Here is a 20000-nt window from a genome sequence, read left to right on the forward strand (position 1 = left end):
CTGTAAGGCTCGGAGAACTGCGCTTCGCTCGCTCCTAGGTTCTCTTCGCTAAAGCACTTGCCCCCTATACAGGGCGGGGCGAGCGGTCCTGGACCACTCCCCGACGACAAATCCGTGCCATAATTCGGAGATTGCTACGGGTATGTGCCATAATCATAATTATCATTGGTCCGTGCTAAATAATTCGCGAGGTTCACAAAGAAACTTTCCAAGGACTCATCAAATAACTCGCCCCTCGCCGTCAAGCCAATTTGAACTACTCCATAAGTGTGGCTCTGCTGTGTATCCTCTGTTCGGTACCGCCCATAATCCTCCGCTTGAAGGCTCAAAGCGTCTAAGTTCACCCCCGTCTCACGCCGTTTGAGCACTACTGCAAAATCAAAGATTGTTTCCCTACCCGTATCGTTTGAGGTCTGGAATTTGGTAATCACCGGCTCATCTGATCTTTTAATCACTATTTCAAGAATTCCGGGATAGGGATAGACCGGTCTCTGTGGGTCCCGTAAATTACCACGTGAATCTAATACCTTGCCGTTGCTTTTGGCGGCGAGCACTTGCCCGTCTCCGCCGGAGATCATGACGTAGACGACTCCGTCGACGTCCATCACACCATCGATGAACTGATCCAGGATGGTGCGCTCTTCGATGATGATCCCGTAGCGAACGTTGTGCGCCAGATTCTTGACGAGAATGGACCCCAGTCCTATAAGCCTGTCGAATGCGTGTGACCGCGCCTGGTACCAAAACAGGCTCGCCACAAGAAAAATTACCGCGCCTATGAGCAACCCGCCAACGAGACGACGGGTCGCTTGTTTTTGGGCAGCTACGCGTCGGTTCTGCTCTTCAACTCGGGCTTTTTCAGCCTCTTCACGTTTAGCCGCTTCAATTCTTGCATTATCAGCCTCCCGTTGTGCCTGTTCAGCTGCCTCTGCTCTAGCACGTTCTAACTCCAGTTGCTTCTGCAGCTGCTGTTCCTTTTCCCGTTGAGAAACGTTCTCTTGCAGCCGGCATTCCATTAAATATTTCCGCCCTATATCGCCAAGGCGACGGTAGAAATCGAATCGATTCTGCAACTCCTCTGCGGCCTCTAAGCGGGAGCCAGTATGTGTTAGCCAAGCATCAGCGCGAACATTGTTATCCCACTCTGCCGCACTGCGGGTTACACCCTCCAGCACTCTGAGATGATCGGCATCCTCCAAGAGCCACGTGGCCAAAGTAGGCCACTGTCTTAAGAATGCCTCGTGCGCAATTTCGACTACTATGCATTCCCCCTCTACATCGTTCAAAAAGCGTCGGTCACGCAACAGGAGTCTGGCACCGATAAAACGTTCAAGCACCGCATGCGTTTCCGGTGGGAATTCGTCCCATCGTGCGACGCGTCGCTTCGGCTTCTTAGTATCAGGGTCCACATCAGCCAGCCACGGGATGAAGGCTTGCCGGACCAGCTTCGTCCGTTGAGCATGGTCTTCTGGGATCACCGGGACACGAGCAGGGTCGGCGAACGCTGTCTTCACCGCCTCCTCAATCGACCCGCGCATCCCGCCGAGAGATTCGTATTCTATTAACCTTAGATCGCCATCGCTACCATGTTCGACATAAAGTCGTTCCAACATGAATCCTAGGAGCGGAAGCACGTCAGCCCCTTCTGCATCGTGAAGTAGCCGTTCCGTGAGGGCCGGTTCAATCCATAGTTTACGACCTGAAGCCGATGCTCTAGCCGCAGGTCCCTCAATAACGCCTTTGAATTCTGCACGGCTCATTGGTTTCAGGTTGAATAGCCGGCTCTTAAGCGACTGCAATCGTGGCTCCGTTTGGAGTTGTTCATAAGAATCAGAACGGATGGCCACGATTGTTATAGCCGTTGAAGATGTCTGACATGCCGACGGCTCGTCGCGTTGTGTGCCAAGCACATCTGCGAGCAGCCAAGAGAGGTGCTCGGCTTCGCCGCATCCATCGGCAATAAACAGTTCTTCCCCTTGGTCGATCGGGATTACTACTGTCGGCACGCTACCCTGATGTGCCAGACGAGTAAAGGCACAATCCTGAAGTTTTTTAATCAGTTGCCTAAGCGTCCCGGGCTCTCGAACGCACTCACGAATCTCGGCGCGTGTGCTCTGGATTTTGTACTCGCGGAGCACAACTTCAAGGCTCGCAATAAGACCTGTCGAGCCGGTCAGTGCAGCCCGCCCTGGCCTGATGACGGGGAAGACTAAGAAATGCCGATCGTCACGGCGAAGACGTGGCCATAATCCCGCACGCAGAAACGAAGATTTACCGGCCCCGGATGCGCCGAGGATAACAAGGAGATGTTCTACCCCACGTTCCCTAATGGTACGAAGAGTATCAAGTCCATCGATAATTGCTGCCTCTCGGCCGAAAAACACAGCAGCATCTTCTGCCTCAAGTGGTTTAAGGCCACGATATGGGCACCTATCCCGTTCATGTTCGGGTGGCCACGCGAAACTTAGAGCGCCGAGGCCTGCCTTCTGCAATCCAATTCTGAGACGGGCGAGCCCCGCTTTGGCAAAGGAAATAACAGTTTCGGGAACAAGAGGATCATCGTGAACTTGATAGAACTGCCGTTCCACGCCATCCACAAGATTAGCGAGCTGCCATTCGCTCGTCATTTCTTTTGCTAGTGTGTCCAGTGGGGTCGTCTCAACCATTGCACCAAAAATCGTCTTACCGAGCTGCTTTGCCAGCAAGAACTCGGCGAGACACCATTTGGAGTCGCGCCATGCCGGTGAAATCAGGAAGAGTACAGCCTCACAGCGATCGGCGGCTTTCTTAAGGGCTGCCTGCCAACGCTCGCCAGGGCTGAGCCCACGGGTAGGGGTTATATCAAGGAAGTAGTCATCCCAGCCTTGCTCCTCTAGCCATCTTGCTAGTGCCAGTGCAGAAGCATTGTTAATGCTGGAGTGGCTAACAAAAATCTTCGGCATGGTACTTCCGAAGAATGAACGCGTGAATGGTCGGCAGGATCGAGAACCTAGCCGTTAATTTATCTTCGTGTCAATCGAGGTTGCCTCTCAGCCTACATGGGTCGGGCGCGGATGATTTGCCCTGGTATGCCTTCCTTGTGCCTGCCTGGTGCCCCCGGCGCACCTGGAATGCATTTACTCACCGCCAGGCCATCTCCCGCTGTTCCATTGCTTTCTCGACAGCCGCTTTCAACTGCTTGCCATCCACCGGCTTCACCAAATAGTCCATCACGCCGCCCCGCATACAGGACACGGCCATTTCCGTATCCGGGTAGCCGGTCAGCACGATGAGCGGCACGTGAGGATACGCCCGACGAAAATAAGCGATGGCGTCCAGTCCGTTCATCTTCGGCATGCGAATGTCACAGATTACGGCATCCACCATGAGTCGGTTCTCTCCGGTATTGATCCCCTCAATAGCGGCCTCGCCGTCCTCTGCTTCCACCACGTCATAGCCGTTCTTTTCGAGCATCCGGCGGACGACGGCCCGAATCGCAGGCTCATCATCGGCTACGAGAATGCGGCCATTGCCTGTGCAGGCTCCAAAGAATAAATCTGATCTGTACTCCGTCATGGCGTTCTCCTTTTTGAATTGATGTGTACGTTGCAACCGGGCCGTCTATCATCGGACGCCCACCAACACGGCGGCGATTCGCTTACTCCGGCCACAGCATTCGGGCCAACAAAAGGGCTGCGCCCGCGCTGAGTACAAAAGCCATGAGCATCATGAGGTCCATTTTGACATCCTCCTCTTCTCGTTCACCGCGTCACTGGTGGACGAGAAGAGCAAGCCCTGTACCACTATGGACTTCACCTCCAGGATCCGGGAGTTCCATGCCTGAACCAGTTGATTTACTAGGGCCATTGGCCCGGCGGTAGGTGGTGCCGTTACCTTTTTCACATAAGGTGAGAAGGCACCTCGACGGGTATCGAAACGGATACGGTCGTGTATGTATTTGGATAATGACTTCAGGCAAGAGAGGCAAATCGAAGTGTTGTCCATGAGAATCCTTGTCCCCTGCAATCAGCGGAGGTTTCCCGTGTCTTCCCTAGGGCCTGCTGCCCCCGCGTGGCGCTATGCTAACAAGATCATGTCTAGCATCTTGGTCATCGATGCCGATCCTGCCGTTGGCGGGCTCTTTGAGACAGTACTGGTGGGTCACCGTGGCCGGGTCATCGATCCGTTTCGGCACGGGGAGGGCATCGGCCGCAGTACTGTAATAGCCTGAGGCGACATGTAAGGGTTGGTGGAGATCTTCTACCAGGTGGAGAAGCCATCGCAGCGCCTGAAGCCTGGTGAAATGGGGTGACTCGGTCTCTGCCTCCAAAATGTCAATACACTGCTGAATCATTTGCACGATGTCATTTGCCCGGGTAAACGGCAGCACCGGATCCTCGGGATTGTCTGTCTTGAGGAGATCCGGGTAACGAAGGGAACCAAGCGGCAGATCGACATAATGCCATTCCGGATTATCTGGGTGGGCCTTTACATAGGCGCGCGCCTCCTTCCAGGTCGCTTTGCCAGGTCGCTTTGCGAAAAGCCGGGAAGCACTGCATTCGCATTCTTGTTGAACGCTCGGATCTGATCGGGCCACAACGAGAGACGAGCCAACATGCCGATCGGCAGTTCATCGCCAGTTCCTACAATGTCGGCCAGCGCCTTGATGGTGGCAGGCTGGAGATTGGCCTGCACCGCTTCGCCGATTGCGCGATGGCCGAGGTCGCCCCACAGCGAGCACGGGCACGGCTTAAGTCGCCAATAGAAGCAGCATCAACACGAGTATACTTACACGCATAGCCGCCCCGTTAATACATCAATAAGTACGTTCTGCAGGCAGCTTGCCGAATTTGAAACTGTTAAATATGCAGTCTTCAAACCAAGACAGTACATTGAGGATCTACGAGATAAAATGTTGTGAGTTGATATACCGAGAATAAATAGTGAGGACACTTTAGCCAGCCCCTAAATTTGCTGGACTGGCATTAAGTTTGCTTCCCTTGACGCAGTATTCTGTGAATGATATTTGGAGCTGTCACTATCACCATTACACTAGGAGGTGATTCCATTGTCATCGGATGACAGACAAGCGTATGTATTCATCCCTGTCAAACTATCTCCAGGCATTTTTGAGAATGAGGTTACTGTGGAGATAGTGGTTGAGGGTAGAAGCTTTCAATCGATCGTTCCGAGGGAATATGTAAAAATCCAAAAAGAACCAACTCAGAGTACCCTTGGAGAGGGTCAATTACGAGTTCGTGTTGTGGAACCATCCGGTGAGGGGAAGACCTGGGTTGATATGCCTCAGGCGTCATTCACCTCTCAGCCGAGAATTCTAATTCAAGAAGAGGAATTAATTAGAAGTTGATTCTGAGCGATTCCGCTATTAAGGCTGCGATCAGCGATAAGCGCCTCATAATCGATCCCGAGCCTCCACGTCAAAATTACAACACTACTGCTATCGACCTTCGCCTGGGGAAGATCGCGAAAGTTTGGATGAAGGTAGCAAGAGCAACCAAACTAGTTTTGGATTATGACGATGTAAAGCTCCCAGAACTTTCTACCTACTCGCGCGATGCTCAACTTGAGACCGACGGATCATTCACCATAGAGCCGGACCAGTTCGTCCTTGCCCAAACGCTTGAAAGGGTTGGACTACCACTATCCGGCAAGCTGGCGGCTCGTGTAGAAGGAAGAAGCAGTCTTGCGCGCCTAGGCATTGTGATTCACCTGACGGCTCCCACGATACACGCAGATTTTGGCGGAGAAAACGGAGCACCGATAACCCTAGAGATTATTAACCTTGGCCCGTTTCATGTTCGTGTCATCCCTGGCGTTTCAAGGATATGCCAACTAATCGTCGAAAAGGTTGAGGGCGACCACGGTGGCGCTCCATCGAGCCAATTTAGAGAGCAGCGATCGCCGCTTGGGTAATTTTCAGCAATTTGCCTAATTTGGCCTCTGCTCTGCTTCAGATCTTCCATTTACTCCGCCGCTCCCGCGTCCGGATCTTCGAAGAACGAACTGCGAATTCGTCCCCAGTTCTGCTAGCCTTGTTGCGGGTTTTCCCAGATGGTGATCTTGGACAGCTTGCACGTCGAGAGAAAGGCCGTGACCACCTGGCGGCCCTTTCTTAGTTCTCCTGCCACTCCAGTCAAAAGTTCCTAGGCTCCGCGCACTCGCACAGCCGTATAATCGACAAGACAACCTCGGTAATCAAATCCCGGTCTTCAGGCTCAGAAACTAGAATTTAGTTATGGCGACGGGAATTGAAATCGGAAGCTAACTACGGTCATCACTCTTTCCGTAAGGACTTTGACCCTGTGGATTTAACAAATATATGAATATATGACTAAGGTCCACCGCCCACCGCAAAGGTATAAAGGATGTCATAGAATTGCTCAGTGATATCGGAGGGAAACGTGGGCAGTCGATCCACACTCAACACCGCCCGGCGCGCGGCTAGATCATAATAATCATTGCCGGACTGTTGAGTAATCGCAACGCCGCTTATCACTCCGTTGCGCGACAAGCGAAACTTAATTACCACTGTCAGCGCGGCGCCTGAGATGTCAACCGGCGGGGCCGTCCATTTTTCATTGATAGCCCGCTGAACCAACGCCAGATAGGTATTCGATCCCGATGACTCGGGAACATTCATCTTTGTGAAGGGCGTCTTGCTGATTTTCGGCACGCTCGCACTCACCGGAGGCGGTTGTTGCTGGACCGGCGCTTGCCGGACCGGCGGCTCCCGAAACATCGGCTTTGTTTCTCGAACTGCTTCCGGCAACTTCACCGTGGGGGGAGCTTGGATAGGCTTCAGCTCTTTCAATTCCGGATCCAGCTCTTCGGAGAAAGAGGGATATCTCTGGCTATTTTCGTTTGGGTAGGGCTCATACTCCTCTATAGACTGGGCTGTAGTCGTGTTTGACGCGTGAGGATCCTGAACATCCTTCATAATATTATTAGATTCAGAACCTTTAGACGAAGGAGTGTTTGGTCGGCTACTCATAAAATCGTTCAACGCGCCTGCCCACATATAAGGATCCCGCGTCGCCTTCAGTGCCTTTTGATATGCCAAAGGCTGGGATTTGAGCCACTTCTCATAGTCGCTCAGGTCAATCTGCCTCCAGCCAGGGGCTTCACGATCAAACACCTTCAATAAGATATTTTGTGCGAACTCATCGGATGGCTCCTTTTCTGGGGCAAAGCAGTGAATGAGAACCGTGTATCGACGTGCCTCCTCTACGACATCCGCTCGATCTCTCACAGGTCCAGATAGCCGTGAAACATATGGAACGCCGTGAGCCTCTAGAAACGAACGGACCACCGCGCTATGGATGGCAAAGTTCACATTCTGCGGGACTTGTCCGCTCATTTTCGTACCTTTGATCGAATCCAGCATGCCATACATCATACCGACAACGGTCCCACTCGCATCGAGCACAGGTCCACCACTGTTTCCTGGTTGGGTAGGAGCGGAGAGTTGAAATGTTGCGGCATTATTCATCATTCCCGCCAAAGCGCTGATTGTTCCCGTCGTAACAATCGCTTCGTGAGCTAACGCGCCATGCAAAGGATACCCTAAAATAATAACGTCACTCCCAGCACGAATCATTTTGCCATCCCTAAAGACCGCCACAGTTCTAGGTTGCGCGTTGTCCAACAACAGGGCAATATCGTTGTTGGTATCTGAGGCAATAAGCTGTACCTTTCTTCGAATACCGCCCAGTTCAACTTCGATCCGACCGCAACTCTCGATCACGTGATCGTTGGTAAGTAGGTGTCCTTCTTTGCTCACATAGAATCCAGAGCCGGTCTGAATTTCGGAGGCATTCACCGCTTCCGAGACTGTGGTTAGGAATGCGGCCGCTAAACCGATGAAGCTCAAGCCCATGGCTAACCATCTGAAGCTGAGCTGGACCACGCTGGGTGATTGACCACCTTCGGAAAGGGTCCTCATCTGTACAAGCCTTTCGAGGACTCGGCCGGAATTTATAGGGGAGGGATTTTATACCGTTATTTCACCCACGTAAAGGATCCGACGCAGGGGCCTGACCGTGCGTCCTGGAAGCAGCATGAATATACCTGGTGTGGACTACCGTTTTCTTGTCCAAGAAGTGTACTTGGTATGTTTTCAACAGGGCCTGAGTGGTAAGGGAAGGAAGCGCCATTCAAGTAACTGGGCGACGGTCTCAAGCCAGCTACCCTAATGGTTATAGGGTCGTCATGTCATATGGTTGGTTAATCACCAGAAGTTTGCCGTTCCCTTTCCTCTAGCAAGGAAATCCCACAGTCCTGGCACATCCTCATTAGGAACTCGAAGGCCGTCCAGTCATGAACATAAAAAGCCGCATCATTCGTTGAACACTTCGAGGACGGGGGCGAGTCGAGCGTCTTCTGGTTCGATGCCATAGGTCAGCCGGGCCAATCCATCTCATCTCGCTCATCGGTGTATTGCTTTTCCGACGAAGGGGCAGTGAGATGAGGGCGCCTAGTGGAGGTGATGCCGGTCCGGAGGATCGTGCGGCTGATAGAAGACTCAGCAGGCCCAAATGGATCAGGAGGCGGCTGGGCAGACATAGCGGCCGCCTGCTCGGCGGTTCCTTCAGATGCCATAATTGCCGCAGCCTGTTTCGCAATCGCTTTGTATGCGGGGGCGGCATTGAGGCGAGCATAGATCTGCGTCTGTTTGATATCGCTATGATTGAGCACGGCCGCGATCACTGAGAGATTCTCTCCATCCATCGCGGCCCAACTGGCCCACGTGCGGCGGAGATCATGGATGGTCACATCCGCCAAGCCAGCACGGGTCCGAATACGTCGCCAGTAGAGGGTCGCGGTCTCAATGGGCCACGGGTATTCGCCACGTCCGGAGCCGCTAAACACATACGGCCCACACCTGGGAAGCGCCTTGAGGCGGCCGGCAACCTCATCCGGCAGCGGGATCGTATGGGGCGTCCCATTTTTCGTCATGGGCTTGTGCCAAAGATTCTTCGTGAAGTCGAGATCCGCCCAGCGCATGCTCCGCGCCTCGCCACCGCGACAGCCACAGAGTAAACACGTCAAGAAATACGCCTGAATGACATCCGGCTCCGTCATCAGCGAGTCCAAGAGGCGCTTCATTTCCTCGCCAGGCTGGATAAACCGGGTGCGGGCAAATTTACGAAACTTCTTAATACCCGCTGAGGGATTCTTGCCGTCGTAGAGTTCCCACTCCGTCGCCTTGTTATACAGAGCCCGCAGCGTGGTCAGACTCTTCGTCGCTTGCGCGCGGCTCCGGTTGGCGATCTCAAAATACCACTGAGTGACGCCCTGGCGGGTGAGTTCACTGAGCTTCAGCGGATACAGCGCCGGAAAGTATTTAGAGATGCAGCACAAGGTCGAATGCGGGCCATTGAGCGTGGTCAGATGATGCCGCTTATAGAGTTCGACTACTTCCTTAATCGTGTAGTGTGTCCGGCAGTAGTCGCGGAGCCAGGTATCGCCAATCTTCGGGAAGCGATGGCCGGCCAGGCACTCGGCCACATACCCGGCATAGGTCTCGACGGGCTCACCAGCCATCCGAGCGCGGGTGTTCAGTTCGGCCAGAATCACAGGCGGCAGGTCGATGTTAAGGCCTTCGGGGAGCGGTTCAGTCGATGGGGTGACCAATTTCAGCATGGGGTCCTCCTTGAAATCGTCGTTGAGCGAGTCCTAGCCCGCCTTCGCGGGTCGCTGCCGCGCCTGTGCCAACAGGACTTCCAGGCGCTGTAAGGAGATGACTGGGCCGAGCTTCGATTGCAACCGATAGCCCCGGCTCCCGAGGCCGTTCCGCATGCGCGCGTGACCGTTTGCCGGACGGCGGAATTGTTTACAGTTCATGGGGCGCGCCCCTTCTCACGCTGTAGAAAGAATCAACTCCATCGCAATCGATCGAGTTCATACTGTGCGCGCTGTTCCACGCGCCAGCGCTCATCCGCGACCCACCTGCTAACAAAATCTGCGACGGTGATCCCGTGCACGGCCGCGTACCGACAAGCCTTCCGGTAGAGGTCGGGATTGTTGGATTCGAGATCGCGCACAGCCTTGTCCAGTAGCCGCGCCTCGGCGTCCGAGACCGATAGGCCGGTCGCTAAATACTCATCCACCAGTTCATTCACGAGACAGTCAAATTTCTCGGCCTCCGTTAGGGTGGCCATCCGTGTAGCCGCCCGTTCCGTACAACAGCGTGCCATCTTCTTCATGACTCACCGTCCTTTCTGCCCCTTCGGGGCGTTGAAGTATTGTGTGAGCAGATGCAGGATCAGGCCGGGCCGCCGACCTGCCTTGCGCCTTCAATCCATGCAGTCTGGCTTTAAGCGCTCCTAGTAGCTGGATGTTGAGTCTCCGCCATTTGCATAGAGTACCCATGGCGAAATTGTATGCGTGACTACAACTGTAGTTCTTACACATTACGGTGTCAAGTGCTATTTGACTCCGTCTACTATTACCGCTACACTTACTGCCGTATGAAGAAAGCGGACGACTACACGGTTCTCAATCTTCGAAATATGTCCAAGGACGTAGTGGCGAAGCTAAAAGCCGCGGCGGCATTGGAGCACAAGTCGCTTACGGCGTATGTTGCCGAGTTGCTACAGGATCATGTACACGACCTAGAGAAGAAGGGACTGCTGCCGAAGGGAAGATGAGACGCTGAACAAATATAGGATGGATTCATGTTCGGGCGACTGACGGTTTTTACGGTTTTGTGTATAACTATTACGGCAGCAGATTCATTCGCAGAACTATCGGTGTCGTCACTTTGGAAGGGGGTGGCATTCGAGGCTCGAAACAATGTCGAAAAGTTACAGGACAAATTGAAACAACATCCTTGGGAAAGCAAGCAAGCGCAATTTCTCAGGTGCCAAATAATGGTGCAGTTTGCCTTCGTGGCGCATATCTCTCACGAGGAAATAGCTCATAAGCGAGAAGAAGGCTTTCATGCGTTTCATATTCTGCTGAATGGCGGAGAAGAACATGGGCTTTTTGATCTTGTTTACGTATATACGAACGAAGGCGAGCATTCTGTCACCCGCTTGGATCTATTGCCCAAAGGGTGGAACCTCACTTATGTGCCAAACCTCGCGCAGGGAATGCTTGGCGTCCGTAGTTCAGACGGACAATGTATTTTTGGTCTAGATTTGAACAATCCGTTCCACTTCATGGCAATTGATCCTTCTGAATAAGGGGGCGGACAATGAGACATGCCGCCTTGCTCGTTTGGCTCTGTGCGGCGTCCTATACCCCAACTCCCTCCGCCTCCGCCGCATTCCCGCACATTTCAACCACTGCCGGTCCGGGCATCATCCACGGCTGTTACGATGGCGACACCTGCACGATTTCCATTCCCGGCCTGCCGTCGATCTTCGGCGACAAGCTCGGTCTACGCTTGGTCGGCATCGATACGCCAGAGATGAAGGGCAAGTGCGAGGAGGAGCGGGCCCTGGCGAAGCAAGCCAAAGCGTTCTTAAATGCCCGGCTACAAGCCGCTCAGGAGATCAACGTGGAATTTGTCGCGCGAGATAAGTACTTCCGCGTCCTCGCCCTGATCATCGCCGACGGCATGGACTTGGCTGATGCGATGGTTGAGGCGGGACTCGCCCGGAATTATGACGGGAATGCGAAGGCCGGATGGTGCACTGACAACCAGTAGGTGAACTGATGACTTTTATCCAGATCAGCGCAGCCCGGAATGCCCGCAGTACAATTATTCGGGCAGAGCGGAAGGCCAGGGAATTCCTGAAGGAGACCGAAAAGGCTCAAGCGGGGAATGCCATGCGCTCAATCGTCCTACACTCCCGAGGGACCCGCGCAGACCACGCCACCAACCACATCGAGAGCTGGCACATCACGACCGCCGCGGTGTACGTGTAGATCGCGAATGGGTTGAAAATGTAGGCGAGGGCTTCTTCCATGTTATCGCTCCATAATGATCGTGGACTTCGCCCCCTGACTCCGCTCGATCACTGATGGCTGCACCTGAATCATCCCCCCACCCAGATCCTGCCAGGTCCCGCCGGTCGACGTCATCCCGAACGTCGGTCGAGGCGGCGGGGACGCGCCACCTCCCCGATGCAGATCAAAAAACCACGCCCAAAATCCCTTACCCTTCATCGCGTTCTCGTACCGCTTCTGCTCCGCGAGACGATTGAGCCGATTGCCCTCTGCCAACGCCTCGGGCGTTTTGCACACAAGGTAGGGCACGAACGGCGCCTGTTGGCCCATGATCTGCTGATACCGCGCAATGCACTCCTCCTGACTCGCAAAATAGCCAGGCTTCCCATAGTATAGGTCCTTCGACTCATCGTACTCAAACGGCGGGGTTGAGGCGCACCCGGCCAGGACCCCCAGCAGGACGCCAGCAATGACAGGTCTGTGTCGTCTCATGCGGCCCCTCCCTAGGTATCTTGACTAACAACTCCCAGGTTTAGAGGATGACACATACAACACATGATACTCCTTATGTGAATCATACTGATCATGCGTACAATACATATCATGTGTAATACATAACAGTAGCTCACTTTACGCATCATCTGACTAAGGCGCACTGGTTGCTGACTAACCAACGGCTTGATCCCTCGCCCTGTTCCCTATACCCCCTTCACATCGAGGTGTCTTCAGGGTGGCCTAAGCCTCTACCATTATGTGCTTGTGCTGGTTATCGTGCAACCGTGCACTTAACCGAGAAAAGGGCCTTGAAGTCTGAATTCACTATGTTAGAGTAGTTCAGTTACTGAGAGGTTAGCGATATGGAGACCGCCCGGCCCTCGAAGATCGATCAGAAAATCCTGCATCACTTGCTTGTGAATGAAGGGTACAGTCAACGGCAGGCAGCCGATTACTTCGGCGTCAGCGGCGCAGCGGTGTCGAAGTGTGTCAAGAGACTTAACATCAATCTGACCCGGCACGTCGGAATGGAACGCGCCAAAGAGGTGGCCAACTATGGGCTTGATGTCGTGCGGCAGTTGAATGACATCAACCGCACGATCCGACAAGAACTTGAATGGGCGACCCGTGAAGCCAGACGCGAAGAGGGAGACCGCAAGGGCCTTCAGCGTGTCATCGTCGAACTGTCTAGTGAAGTACGCAAGCAGCTCGGCTTCCAACTGGAAGTCCTACGCTCACTCTATGACTTCCAGGCCGCCGCTGAATTCCAGCAGGAGGTACTCAATGCCATCGGAGAAGTCTCGCCAGAAACCCGACAAGCCATCATTCAACGGCTCACTCAAGGACGGACTTTACGATCAGCTCTTACATTCGCTCACGGGGGATGATCTCGCGTCCGAAAGCGAGGTGCGTGCGTATTACCAGTCAAAAGGTCAGGAAAAGTGGAGTCTCTACGAGGTGGACCCTCTAGCGCCGTGGCCAATCCAGCGCAGGCAAGCCTACACCGCTGCAACGCTATTTACGCCCGACGAATATTGGAGATGTGTGTACGGGCTATGGGAATGCGAGGGTATTGATGTTTCGGAGAATCGAACACTAAGTACTTCGCCTCCGCCCGATAAACAAGCCGTTTTAGCGGATTGGGCGGAATGGCGAGAAAGAATGAATCGTCATTATTGTCTCTCCCTGCCGCCTGTAGACGCGCTTTGAAGCTGGCCAGTTACCGACCAGGCGATTGATGAGCTTTACCCTCCAAGTATATCGACATAGAAATTGAATGGCACACGGAAAGTTGCCACTAAGATCCACATGAGTTCTGCCAATGAGCTTCGCCAAGAAATTGAAAGAGAGCTTCGAAATTCCATCGGTAATCGTTTCGCTGAAGAACGTGATAACTATTACCCGACCCTTAGACGCCAACTCACAGATATGACTGTCCGAGATGTGTCATCACAAACTGATGCTTATACTTGGATTTTACAGCGCATTTACTTTGCGCTTCGGTGGCACGCAAGCGAGGCAGGTCTATCACTTGCCCGAGACAAGAGTCTAAGGCAGCAAGCATATCGCGTAAAAGTACAACGCGCCAGGCGTGCCATAGAGCTATTGAAGTTGCGCCATCCGATCATTGAGGACCTACAGCCTACCTTTCGTACAAGCGATGAACCATGTCCGCACGGCCGAACACGTAGTGAGTGTGAATCTTTTTGGTCTCGGTTGGAGCAAATCAAGCTTATAGAACAAGCAGGATCTGTTTCTAGGCTTTTGAAAACAAGACTAGCTGATCTGAAGAGAGGATTACCGGACGATGCACTTGTCTCACCGTTAGGCAATTTGTGCGCGCCCAGTCTACCGCCTGTCTTTGCGGTAAAAGGGCCAGGGGGCCGGGATCGTGACAACTTAAATGAGGATTTGACCGGTCATATCGTTAAACTATTCACTCAGAACGAACGCACGGTTCGGGACGGGTCTCGGTGCGTTCAGCAAATACTCAGATTGTTCTTTAATGAGAGAACTGGCGTGGAAGCGATCGAGCGCCGCTGGTATCGCATCAAATCCACCGCTCATTGATGTAGTTCTAGCTTGGGACATCACTGGCTCGACTGACAAAACCTCCCCCGATAAATCCTACTGAGTTCCGCCGGTTCTACTTCCTGGTCTTCATATACGCTACCCATAGTTTCTGAAGGTGCCTGGTAGTAACCGCACGAGGAGGAATATATGCGAATCGGACAAGTCGCCAAAGTACTTGGCGTGTCGAAAGACTTGCTTCGGAAGTTTGAACAACGCGGTCTGATTGCTGACCACCGGGACTTGAATGGACACCGGCGCTACACGGATGAAGACTTGGCCGCAATCCGCCGCGTGCTATTTGGCAGCCCTGAGCGTGTCTCGGGACACAATCCGAAGATTGGAACAGCGCTCCAATAATGACAGCGTGCCCGTTGCCTAAGGCGAGCTATCTGCAACAAACCAAGATGCAGGGTGGAAACGCCCATAACTAAGAAGCCGCCACCGAGGGATGAGACTCGATAGCGGCTAGAGGAAAGGAGAAAGTTGTGGCTCTCAGAATAACATGTCCGCCTAGTCCCATTCAACCTTACCCCCCTCCTGTCTGGGAATACCGATTCGAACCGCTCCATCTGCCTCGTGGGATCGATGAGGCTGCTGAACAAATTCAGCATAGTGCGATGTTGCTCAACCAGCTCGTGGAGGAGGGCTGGGAATTAATACAGATGCATTTTGGAGAAAATGCCTGGGCTATCGCAATGCTGAGACGCCCAGTCGAGCGAAAGGAGTCATTAAGTGATTCACTTCCAGCCGGCAAGAAGAGGTGGGAATAGCCATGAACGAGTGTCCTCTAAACGCCCTTCCGCTTTCCCTCCGTGCCATTGTCGAGGAAACCGCTCAGGCTTTATCCGTTCCTGTCGATCTCGTTGCATTGCCCGTTCTTGTCGCCGCAGGTACGGCGATCGGCCGCAGTACAGTAATCCGTCTAAAAAATGGCTGGACTGAATCCTCCGCTCTGTATGGGGCTATTGTGGCTGCTACCGGTTCTGGGAAAACGCAGGCCTTGGGGGCCGCCGTTTTTCCTATACACCAACGTCAGGCCAAAGAGCAGCGCAGTTTTGAGGGTGTGCGGAAACAATATCAGGTAGATCTCGCAGAATGGAGAAAGAAGAAAGGAGGAGAGAAGCCAATTCCTCCTGCTATGCCGCGTACATGGACCACTGACGCAACCGTTGAATGCCTAGGCCTACTTTTAACAGAGAATCCGCGCGGACTCCTTATGATACACGATGAGTTATCCGCGTGGGTTAAATCGCAGAATCAATATAGGTCTGGCAAGGGTGCGGACCGTCACTTCTACCTTTCGACTTGGAGCGGCCAATCCACTTCAGTTGACCGTTTAGGCCGTGACTCCATACTCATTGAGTCACCCTTTCTGTCGGTAGTAGGTAACATTCCTCCAGGGATGCTCTCGGACCTATCTGAAGAACATGGGCGGGAAGATGGATTTATACAAAGACTTCTATTTGCCTTTCCAGATCCTATGCCCGTCCGATGGACTGACCAGACGGTTTCACAGCAGGCACAGGATGAGTACGACCAGCTCATTCAAACATTGTACTCACTGGAGCAGGAGACGAATGCCGACACAGGAACACGGGGTCCTGTCTGCCTGGATCTCTCCTCGGATGCTCGCCACCGATTCATGGAGTTTTTTAATGCTCTCCACATGGAGAGTGAAAGTCCTTCTGTCCCCCCCATCCTCAGAGGATTCTATTCAAAATTAATTGGGTATTGTGGACGTCTTGCTCTAATTCACGCGGTCTCTTCGAACCCTGACACAGGGGTCATAGGGGTGGAATCTATTGAATCAGCCATAGCCCTCATTGATTACTTCAAAGCCCAGGCGGCTAAGGTATGCACACACCTCACACAGCCGAAAAAAACACCGATGGAGCGCTGCGAGAAAGAAATTGTTCGTAACCTTAGCGGTGGACGACTCCGTACCAAACGAGAACTCCAACAGGGGGGGAATGCTGAGGCAAAGGTATTTAACCCGGTATTTCAGGATTTGGTCAGGGAAGGGAAGATCATTGAGACGATGAGAGAAGGGAAAAGAAGATCGGAGAAGGCCTTTAGATTACATGACTCCAATGTGGATACATGATTAAAAACACCCCTACTACCTACAGTTACCCTTTATTGAAGGCCTATAGATTGTTTGATCCTGCTTTGGATACATGAATGAACACCTACTACCTACACTCCGCCTGGTTCAAGTGTAGGTATGTAGATAGTAGGTAGACGAGCGACGAGGGTGTTGCGGAACTTGTGAGACTCCTATGAGCCAATCCGATATGACCCACAAGATTATGAAGCGGCTCTATTCTGTCGCTGAGGTGGCAGAGTACACAGGCCTCTCGATTCATACCCTCTACACGATGGTGAGTCAGCGACGGATTCCATTTGTGAAGGTGGGGCGACTCACTAAGTTTGATTTGGTCATGCTCGATGCCTGGATTGACAAGAATACTGTCCTGCCGATGCGATGCAGGCCACTTGAATAATGTATACCTAAAAGGTTACTAATGGCGATGCAAACACGCTTGAAGGAATGGCGAGAGCGACGGGGGATTAGTCTCAGGCAATTAGCGGCGAAGAGCGGTATCCATCACATGTCCCTCTATAAGCTGGAGGCCGGAAAATTGGACCCGCAGCTCTCTACCCTCATCAAGGTGTGTGGCGCTCTAGGTATCACACTTAATCAATTGGTTGGCGTGGCCGCGAAGCCACGGAAAGGAGGTCAGTCCTATGGGACTCACCAAACGAAAGGATAGCTATTACGTCGAGTTTCGGGTTGTGGACGACGGGAAGGTCTTGACGCTCGCTCCACCGGGTGCCGGGAAATTGAAACGGTGGCGAGTCGGATGTCTGAATAAGCATGTGGCCAAGAATCACGAGGCGATTTTGAAGGCCAAGCTGTTGTCTTGCACCATCCCAAGCGGGCGGATCGCGTTGTCGGTCAGAACATTCGGACAATGGGCTGCGGAGTACAAGCACATCGAAGAGGTCAGGGGCCTGCGGAGTTATCGGGAGCGCTGTCAGCGGATAGATCAGGTCCTCATCCCGTTCTTCGGCGAGGGGACACTCTTGGTTGACCTTTCTGTGCAGGATGTCGAGCAGTTTCGGCGGGAACGTGGGGCGGGGCGCGCAACCGCGACGGTGAATATCGATCATAACATTCTCAAGCACATACTGAAGCATGCGATGAAACGCGACTTTGTTACGCGCAATGTGGCCTGTCTGGTGGCAGCGCCAAAGCCGAAGAATGCGCGGGATCGCGTGTTAGCGCCGGAGGAATGGACGCGGTTGTATAAGGCAGCGCCAGCCTGGTTCAAGCCTGTCCTGTTGACTGGCTACCATACTGGTATGCGCTTAGAGGAGATCCTTACGCTGACGTGGGATCGCGTGGACTTGGAGCGAGGGCGCATTTTCTTGCCCAAGGAATTGACCAAGACGGGCCAGGAACGAACCGTTCCGCTCACCCCGACCCTGCGGCGGGAATTGGGCCGACTTCGCCACCTGGAAGGAATTACGCGCATCCAAGGGCTGGTGTTCCAGAAGGGGGGGAAGAAGCTGAATCACACCTATCGAATTGTCAGGCAGCTCTGTCAGGAGCAGCAGATCGAAAATTTTGTCTTCCACGATCTGCGACACTGTGCGGTCACGAATCTCGCGGACGCCGGTGTCCCTACCGAAACCATCATGAAGATCGTGGGTCACTCTTCAGTGGAAATGTTCCTCCGCTATCGGACGATTCACCCCGACAAACTCGACGACGCCATGTCACGGTTGAACACCCTAATAACACGTCGTCACACCGCCACTTCTCAAGTCTCTGGAATTGCTACAGTCTAGGAGAGTTGGTGCCGAAGCCGGGAGTTGAACCCGGAAGGGATTGCTCCCACACGGTCCTGAGCCGTGCGCGTCTGCCAGTTCCGCCACTTCGGCATGAGCACGATGTTGAAAGACAAGAGTTGGGGATTATCGCCGATCATGAGGGAGTCGGTCAAGAAACAGAATTCCCAGCCGGCACTAATGCATGAGCGCGGGACCAAGGCCCATCCGATCGAATCTCCCGGACGTCTCCGCTCAGAATGATTCGCTCGCGCGCAATCCCCGCCGCCGCAACGAGAAAGGAACTCGGGACGCGGGGAGCTTCATCCACGATAAGGACATCAAAACGGACCCGCTTGAACAAGGGATCCGTAAGGACCCGGCCGGCCGTCGTGATCAGCAGCCGGCGATTCTGTACAAAGGCCTGGCGGTTGGTATCTTCCTCGGCCGCAAGTAGCTCGCGGATCTTTCTCGTCCCCCCTAGCCGCTGGATCTCTTCCTTCAGTTCCTGAAACTCGGGCTTCATATCTTTCGGCACGGCGGCTTCCGGAACCAGCTCATCGATCCGGCTCTTGGCCACATCAAGTTCACGCCTCAATCCGTCGATTTGGCCTTCGTGAATCAGGCGATACTCCCGTAAGGTCTCCACATTCTTCCCGACCGCCTGCATGGTCAATCGCTTCCAGAGGGGGATCTTCTCGTAGTCGGTCAGGGTCGTCTCAATCTCTTTGATCCTGCCTTGCAGCTCACTCAATTGGGTCAGCAGCCGCCATTCCAGCAAGCGCACTTCATCGAGGTCTCGCTGCTTCTGCGCCTTGTAGGACAGCAAGGGCGTCAATTCGCGAAACCGTTCATACTTCCTTCTCAGACTAGCCTTGTCGGCGCGCGATTTCGCATAGAATTGATGCATCTGCGCCTCGAACCCCAATTCCTGCAAGGCCATGCCGGCCGCGTCCTTGGCCACGGCCATTTCGTAGCGGGTCAGCCAACTTCGGAAGGAAAGCCCGGCGCCTTTCATGGCTCGGGCAACCAGACCGGTCAACAGATCGGCGGAATGGTGATCGGGGCTGATCAGTAGAATGCGCTTGTTGCCGCGGATCAGTTCCAAAGCCGTCGTAGCTAATTTTTGCCGCCGCCCAGCTGCATCCTCCTGCCAGAACATGGTCAGCACCGAGGTGGAGCTAAGGACTTGAATGGTCGAAGAATCACCCCTTTCCGCCGTCTCGAACAAGGGTAGCAGTCGCTCGGCAGGACCTAACGTGTAGCGCTCGCCCATTTTCGCCATGTCCCCATGCCGTTCTGCAGCCAGCGATAAAAAGCCCGCGGCATCCGGAACCAACGTGGCAATGGAAGGGGTATCGCCCAGTGGATCGAACGTTTGCACCAGCACCTGCTCGCCATCCTGCGCCAATACAAATCCCTCGGTCGACTCCCCTTCATCGGGCGGAATCACCGTCACGGGAATATCGGGCGCCAGAATGGTTCCAGCCGGCAGGTTCCATTCATAGATTTGCAACGTCCCCACCTGCTCGACCAACCGACCACCGGAGACCGCAATCGGTCGATCCACGGACTGTCCGGCGTAACGCTGCGCCTCCCGCTCTAGGCGGGACGCCGTCTGTTCACTAAAGTCCCGGACGGTTTCCGGGAAATGATTCAGCTCCTGGCCGCCCGGCATCATTGGGCTCGCATCTATTGTGCAT

Annotated in this window: 17 protein-coding genes and 1 tRNA gene; 9 read left to right on the top strand and 9 right to left on the bottom strand. The window is 53.7% G+C overall.

Annotation, left to right across the window (positions count from 1 at the left end):
* Positions 1-134 precede the first annotated feature (134 nt).
* The 3 genes from ACWGXE_RS21790 to ACWGXE_RS21800 form a co-directional block, all read right to left on the bottom strand.
* On the bottom strand, positions 135-2942 hold the full coding sequence (locus tag ACWGXE_RS21790; RefSeq protein WP_447600237.1) for an nSTAND1 domain-containing NTPase: 2808 nt from the start codon (positions 2940-2942) through the stop codon (positions 135-137).
* A 178-nt stretch (positions 2943-3120) separates the two neighbouring features.
* Positions 3121-3555, bottom strand: a complete 435-nt coding sequence (locus tag ACWGXE_RS21795) for a response regulator (RefSeq protein ID WP_447600238.1) — start codon at positions 3553-3555, stop codon at positions 3121-3123.
* A 475-nt stretch (positions 3556-4030) separates the two neighbouring features.
* Positions 4031-4576: a S1/P1 nuclease gene (locus tag ACWGXE_RS21800; RefSeq protein ID WP_447600239.1), complete on the bottom strand. Its 546-nt coding sequence runs from the start codon at positions 4574-4576 to the stop codon at positions 4031-4033.
* Positions 4577-5343: 767 nt separating this feature from the next.
* On the opposite strand from ACWGXE_RS21800, the gene dcd reads away from it, so the two are divergent.
* On the top strand, positions 5344-5913 hold the full coding sequence (gene dcd, locus ACWGXE_RS21805; RefSeq protein ID WP_447600240.1) for a dCTP deaminase: 570 nt from the start codon (positions 5344-5346) through the stop codon (positions 5911-5913).
* A 418-nt stretch (positions 5914-6331) separates the two neighbouring features.
* Here the strand turns inward: dcd and ACWGXE_RS21810 are convergent, their stop codons facing one another.
* From ACWGXE_RS21810 to ACWGXE_RS21820, 3 genes are all read right to left on the bottom strand, one after another.
* Positions 6332-7942 (bottom strand): trypsin-like peptidase domain-containing protein, encoded by a 1611-nt coding sequence (locus ACWGXE_RS21810; protein WP_447600241.1) that lies wholly within the window; start codon positions 7940-7942, stop codon positions 6332-6334.
* A 455-nt stretch (positions 7943-8397) separates the two neighbouring features.
* The gene (locus tag ACWGXE_RS21815) at positions 8398-9642 is read right to left on the bottom strand and encodes a tyrosine-type recombinase/integrase (protein ID WP_447600242.1); all 1245 of its coding nucleotides are present in this window, start codon (positions 9640-9642) and stop codon (positions 8398-8400) included.
* Between the two features lie 233 nt (positions 9643-9875).
* Positions 9876-10205, bottom strand: a complete 330-nt coding sequence (locus ACWGXE_RS21820; RefSeq protein WP_447600243.1) for a hypothetical protein — start codon at positions 10203-10205, stop codon at positions 9876-9878.
* Positions 10206-10676: 471 nt separating this feature from the next.
* On the opposite strand from ACWGXE_RS21820, the gene ACWGXE_RS21825 reads away from it, so the two are divergent.
* Together ACWGXE_RS21825 and ACWGXE_RS21830 are read left to right on the top strand one after the other, a co-directional pair.
* Positions 10677-11186, top strand: coding sequence for a hypothetical protein (locus tag ACWGXE_RS21825; protein ID WP_447600244.1), 510 nt, complete (start codon positions 10677-10679; stop codon positions 11184-11186).
* Positions 11187-11197: 11 nt separating this feature from the next.
* Complete coding sequence (locus tag ACWGXE_RS21830) at positions 11198-11653, top strand: thermonuclease family protein (protein WP_447600245.1); 456 nt, start codon at positions 11198-11200, stop codon at positions 11651-11653.
* Between the two features lie 263 nt (positions 11654-11916).
* On the opposite strand, the gene ACWGXE_RS21835 is transcribed toward ACWGXE_RS21830, so the two are convergent.
* Entirely contained in the window at positions 11917-12387 is a 471-nt protein-coding gene (locus ACWGXE_RS21835; protein ID WP_447600246.1) for a hypothetical protein, read from the bottom strand.
* A 365-nt stretch (positions 12388-12752) separates the two neighbouring features.
* Between ACWGXE_RS21835 and ACWGXE_RS21840 the strand changes: the two genes are divergently transcribed.
* From ACWGXE_RS21840 to ACWGXE_RS21865, 6 genes are all read left to right on the top strand, one after another.
* Positions 12753-13277: a winged helix-turn-helix transcriptional regulator gene (locus ACWGXE_RS21840; protein WP_447600247.1), complete on the top strand. Its 525-nt coding sequence runs from the start codon at positions 12753-12755 to the stop codon at positions 13275-13277.
* 1333 nt (positions 13278-14610) lie between these two features.
* On the top strand, positions 14611-14820 hold the full coding sequence (locus ACWGXE_RS21845; RefSeq protein WP_447600248.1) for a MerR family transcriptional regulator: 210 nt from the start codon (positions 14611-14613) through the stop codon (positions 14818-14820).
* A 415-nt stretch (positions 14821-15235) separates the two neighbouring features.
* A complete protein-coding gene (locus ACWGXE_RS21850) occupies positions 15236-16567 on the top strand; it encodes a YfjI family protein (protein WP_447600249.1) in 1332 nt (443 codons plus the stop codon).
* Between the two features lie 175 nt (positions 16568-16742).
* Positions 16743-16967, top strand: a complete 225-nt coding sequence (locus ACWGXE_RS21855; protein WP_447600250.1) for a helix-turn-helix domain-containing protein — start codon at positions 16743-16745, stop codon at positions 16965-16967.
* Between the two features lie 27 nt (positions 16968-16994).
* A complete protein-coding gene (locus ACWGXE_RS21860) occupies positions 16995-17237 on the top strand; it encodes a helix-turn-helix domain-containing protein (protein WP_447603825.1) in 243 nt (80 codons plus the stop codon).
* Entirely contained in the window at positions 17212-18318 is a 1107-nt protein-coding gene (locus tag ACWGXE_RS21865) for a tyrosine-type recombinase/integrase (protein WP_447600251.1), read from the top strand. The genes ACWGXE_RS21860 and ACWGXE_RS21865 overlap by 26 nt, the downstream gene beginning before the upstream one ends.
* 6 nt (positions 18319-18324) lie before the next feature.
* On the opposite strand, the gene ACWGXE_RS21870 is transcribed toward ACWGXE_RS21865, so the two are convergent.
* A tRNA-Leu gene (locus ACWGXE_RS21870) sits at positions 18325-18411 on the bottom strand.
* 58 nt (positions 18412-18469) lie between these two features.
* Complete coding sequence (locus ACWGXE_RS21875; protein ID WP_447600252.1) at positions 18470-19978, bottom strand: hypothetical protein; 1509 nt, start codon at positions 19976-19978, stop codon at positions 18470-18472.
* Positions 19979-20000 lie beyond the last annotated feature (22 nt).

The organism is Nitrospira sp. Nam80 (assembly GCF_965152575.1).

Bases quoted from the DNA above. Each gene is read 5' to 3' on its own strand.
- ACWGXE_RS21790 (WP_447600237.1), bottom strand. From the start codon at position 2,942: ATGCCGAAGATTTTTGTTAGCCACTCCAGCATTAACAATGCTTCTGCA.
- ACWGXE_RS21795 (WP_447600238.1), bottom strand. From the start codon at position 3,555: ATGACGGAGTACAGATCAGATTTATTCTTTGGAGCCTGCACAGGCAAT.
- ACWGXE_RS21810 (WP_447600241.1), bottom strand. From the start codon at position 7,942: ATGAGGACCCTTTCCGAAGGTGGTCAATCACCCAGCGTGGTCCAGCTC.
- ACWGXE_RS21815 (WP_447600242.1), bottom strand. From the start codon at position 9,642: ATGCTGAAATTGGTCACCCCATCGACTGAACCGCTCCCCGAAGGCCTT.
- ACWGXE_RS21820 (WP_447600243.1), bottom strand. From the start codon at position 10,205: ATGAAGAAGATGGCACGCTGTTGTACGGAACGGGCGGCTACACGGATG.
- ACWGXE_RS21825 (WP_447600244.1), top strand. From the start codon at position 10,677: ATGTTCGGGCGACTGACGGTTTTTACGGTTTTGTGTATAACTATTACG.
- ACWGXE_RS21830 (WP_447600245.1), top strand. From the start codon at position 11,198: ATGAGACATGCCGCCTTGCTCGTTTGGCTCTGTGCGGCGTCCTATACC.
- ACWGXE_RS21835 (WP_447600246.1), bottom strand. From the start codon at position 12,387: ATGAGACGACACAGACCTGTCATTGCTGGCGTCCTGCTGGGGGTCCTG.
- ACWGXE_RS21840 (WP_447600247.1), top strand. From the start codon at position 12,753: ATGGAGACCGCCCGGCCCTCGAAGATCGATCAGAAAATCCTGCATCAC.
- ACWGXE_RS21845 (WP_447600248.1), top strand. From the start codon at position 14,611: ATGCGAATCGGACAAGTCGCCAAAGTACTTGGCGTGTCGAAAGACTTG.
- ACWGXE_RS21850 (WP_447600249.1), top strand. From the start codon at position 15,236: ATGAACGAGTGTCCTCTAAACGCCCTTCCGCTTTCCCTCCGTGCCATT.
- ACWGXE_RS21855 (WP_447600250.1), top strand. From the start codon at position 16,743: ATGAGCCAATCCGATATGACCCACAAGATTATGAAGCGGCTCTATTCT.
- ACWGXE_RS21860 (WP_447603825.1), top strand. From the start codon at position 16,995: ATGCAAACACGCTTGAAGGAATGGCGAGAGCGACGGGGGATTAGTCTC.
- ACWGXE_RS21865 (WP_447600251.1), top strand. From the start codon at position 17,212: ATGGGACTCACCAAACGAAAGGATAGCTATTACGTCGAGTTTCGGGTT.
- ACWGXE_RS21875 (WP_447600252.1), bottom strand. From the start codon at position 19,978: ATGATGCCGGGCGGCCAGGAGCTGAATCATTTCCCGGAAACCGTCCGG.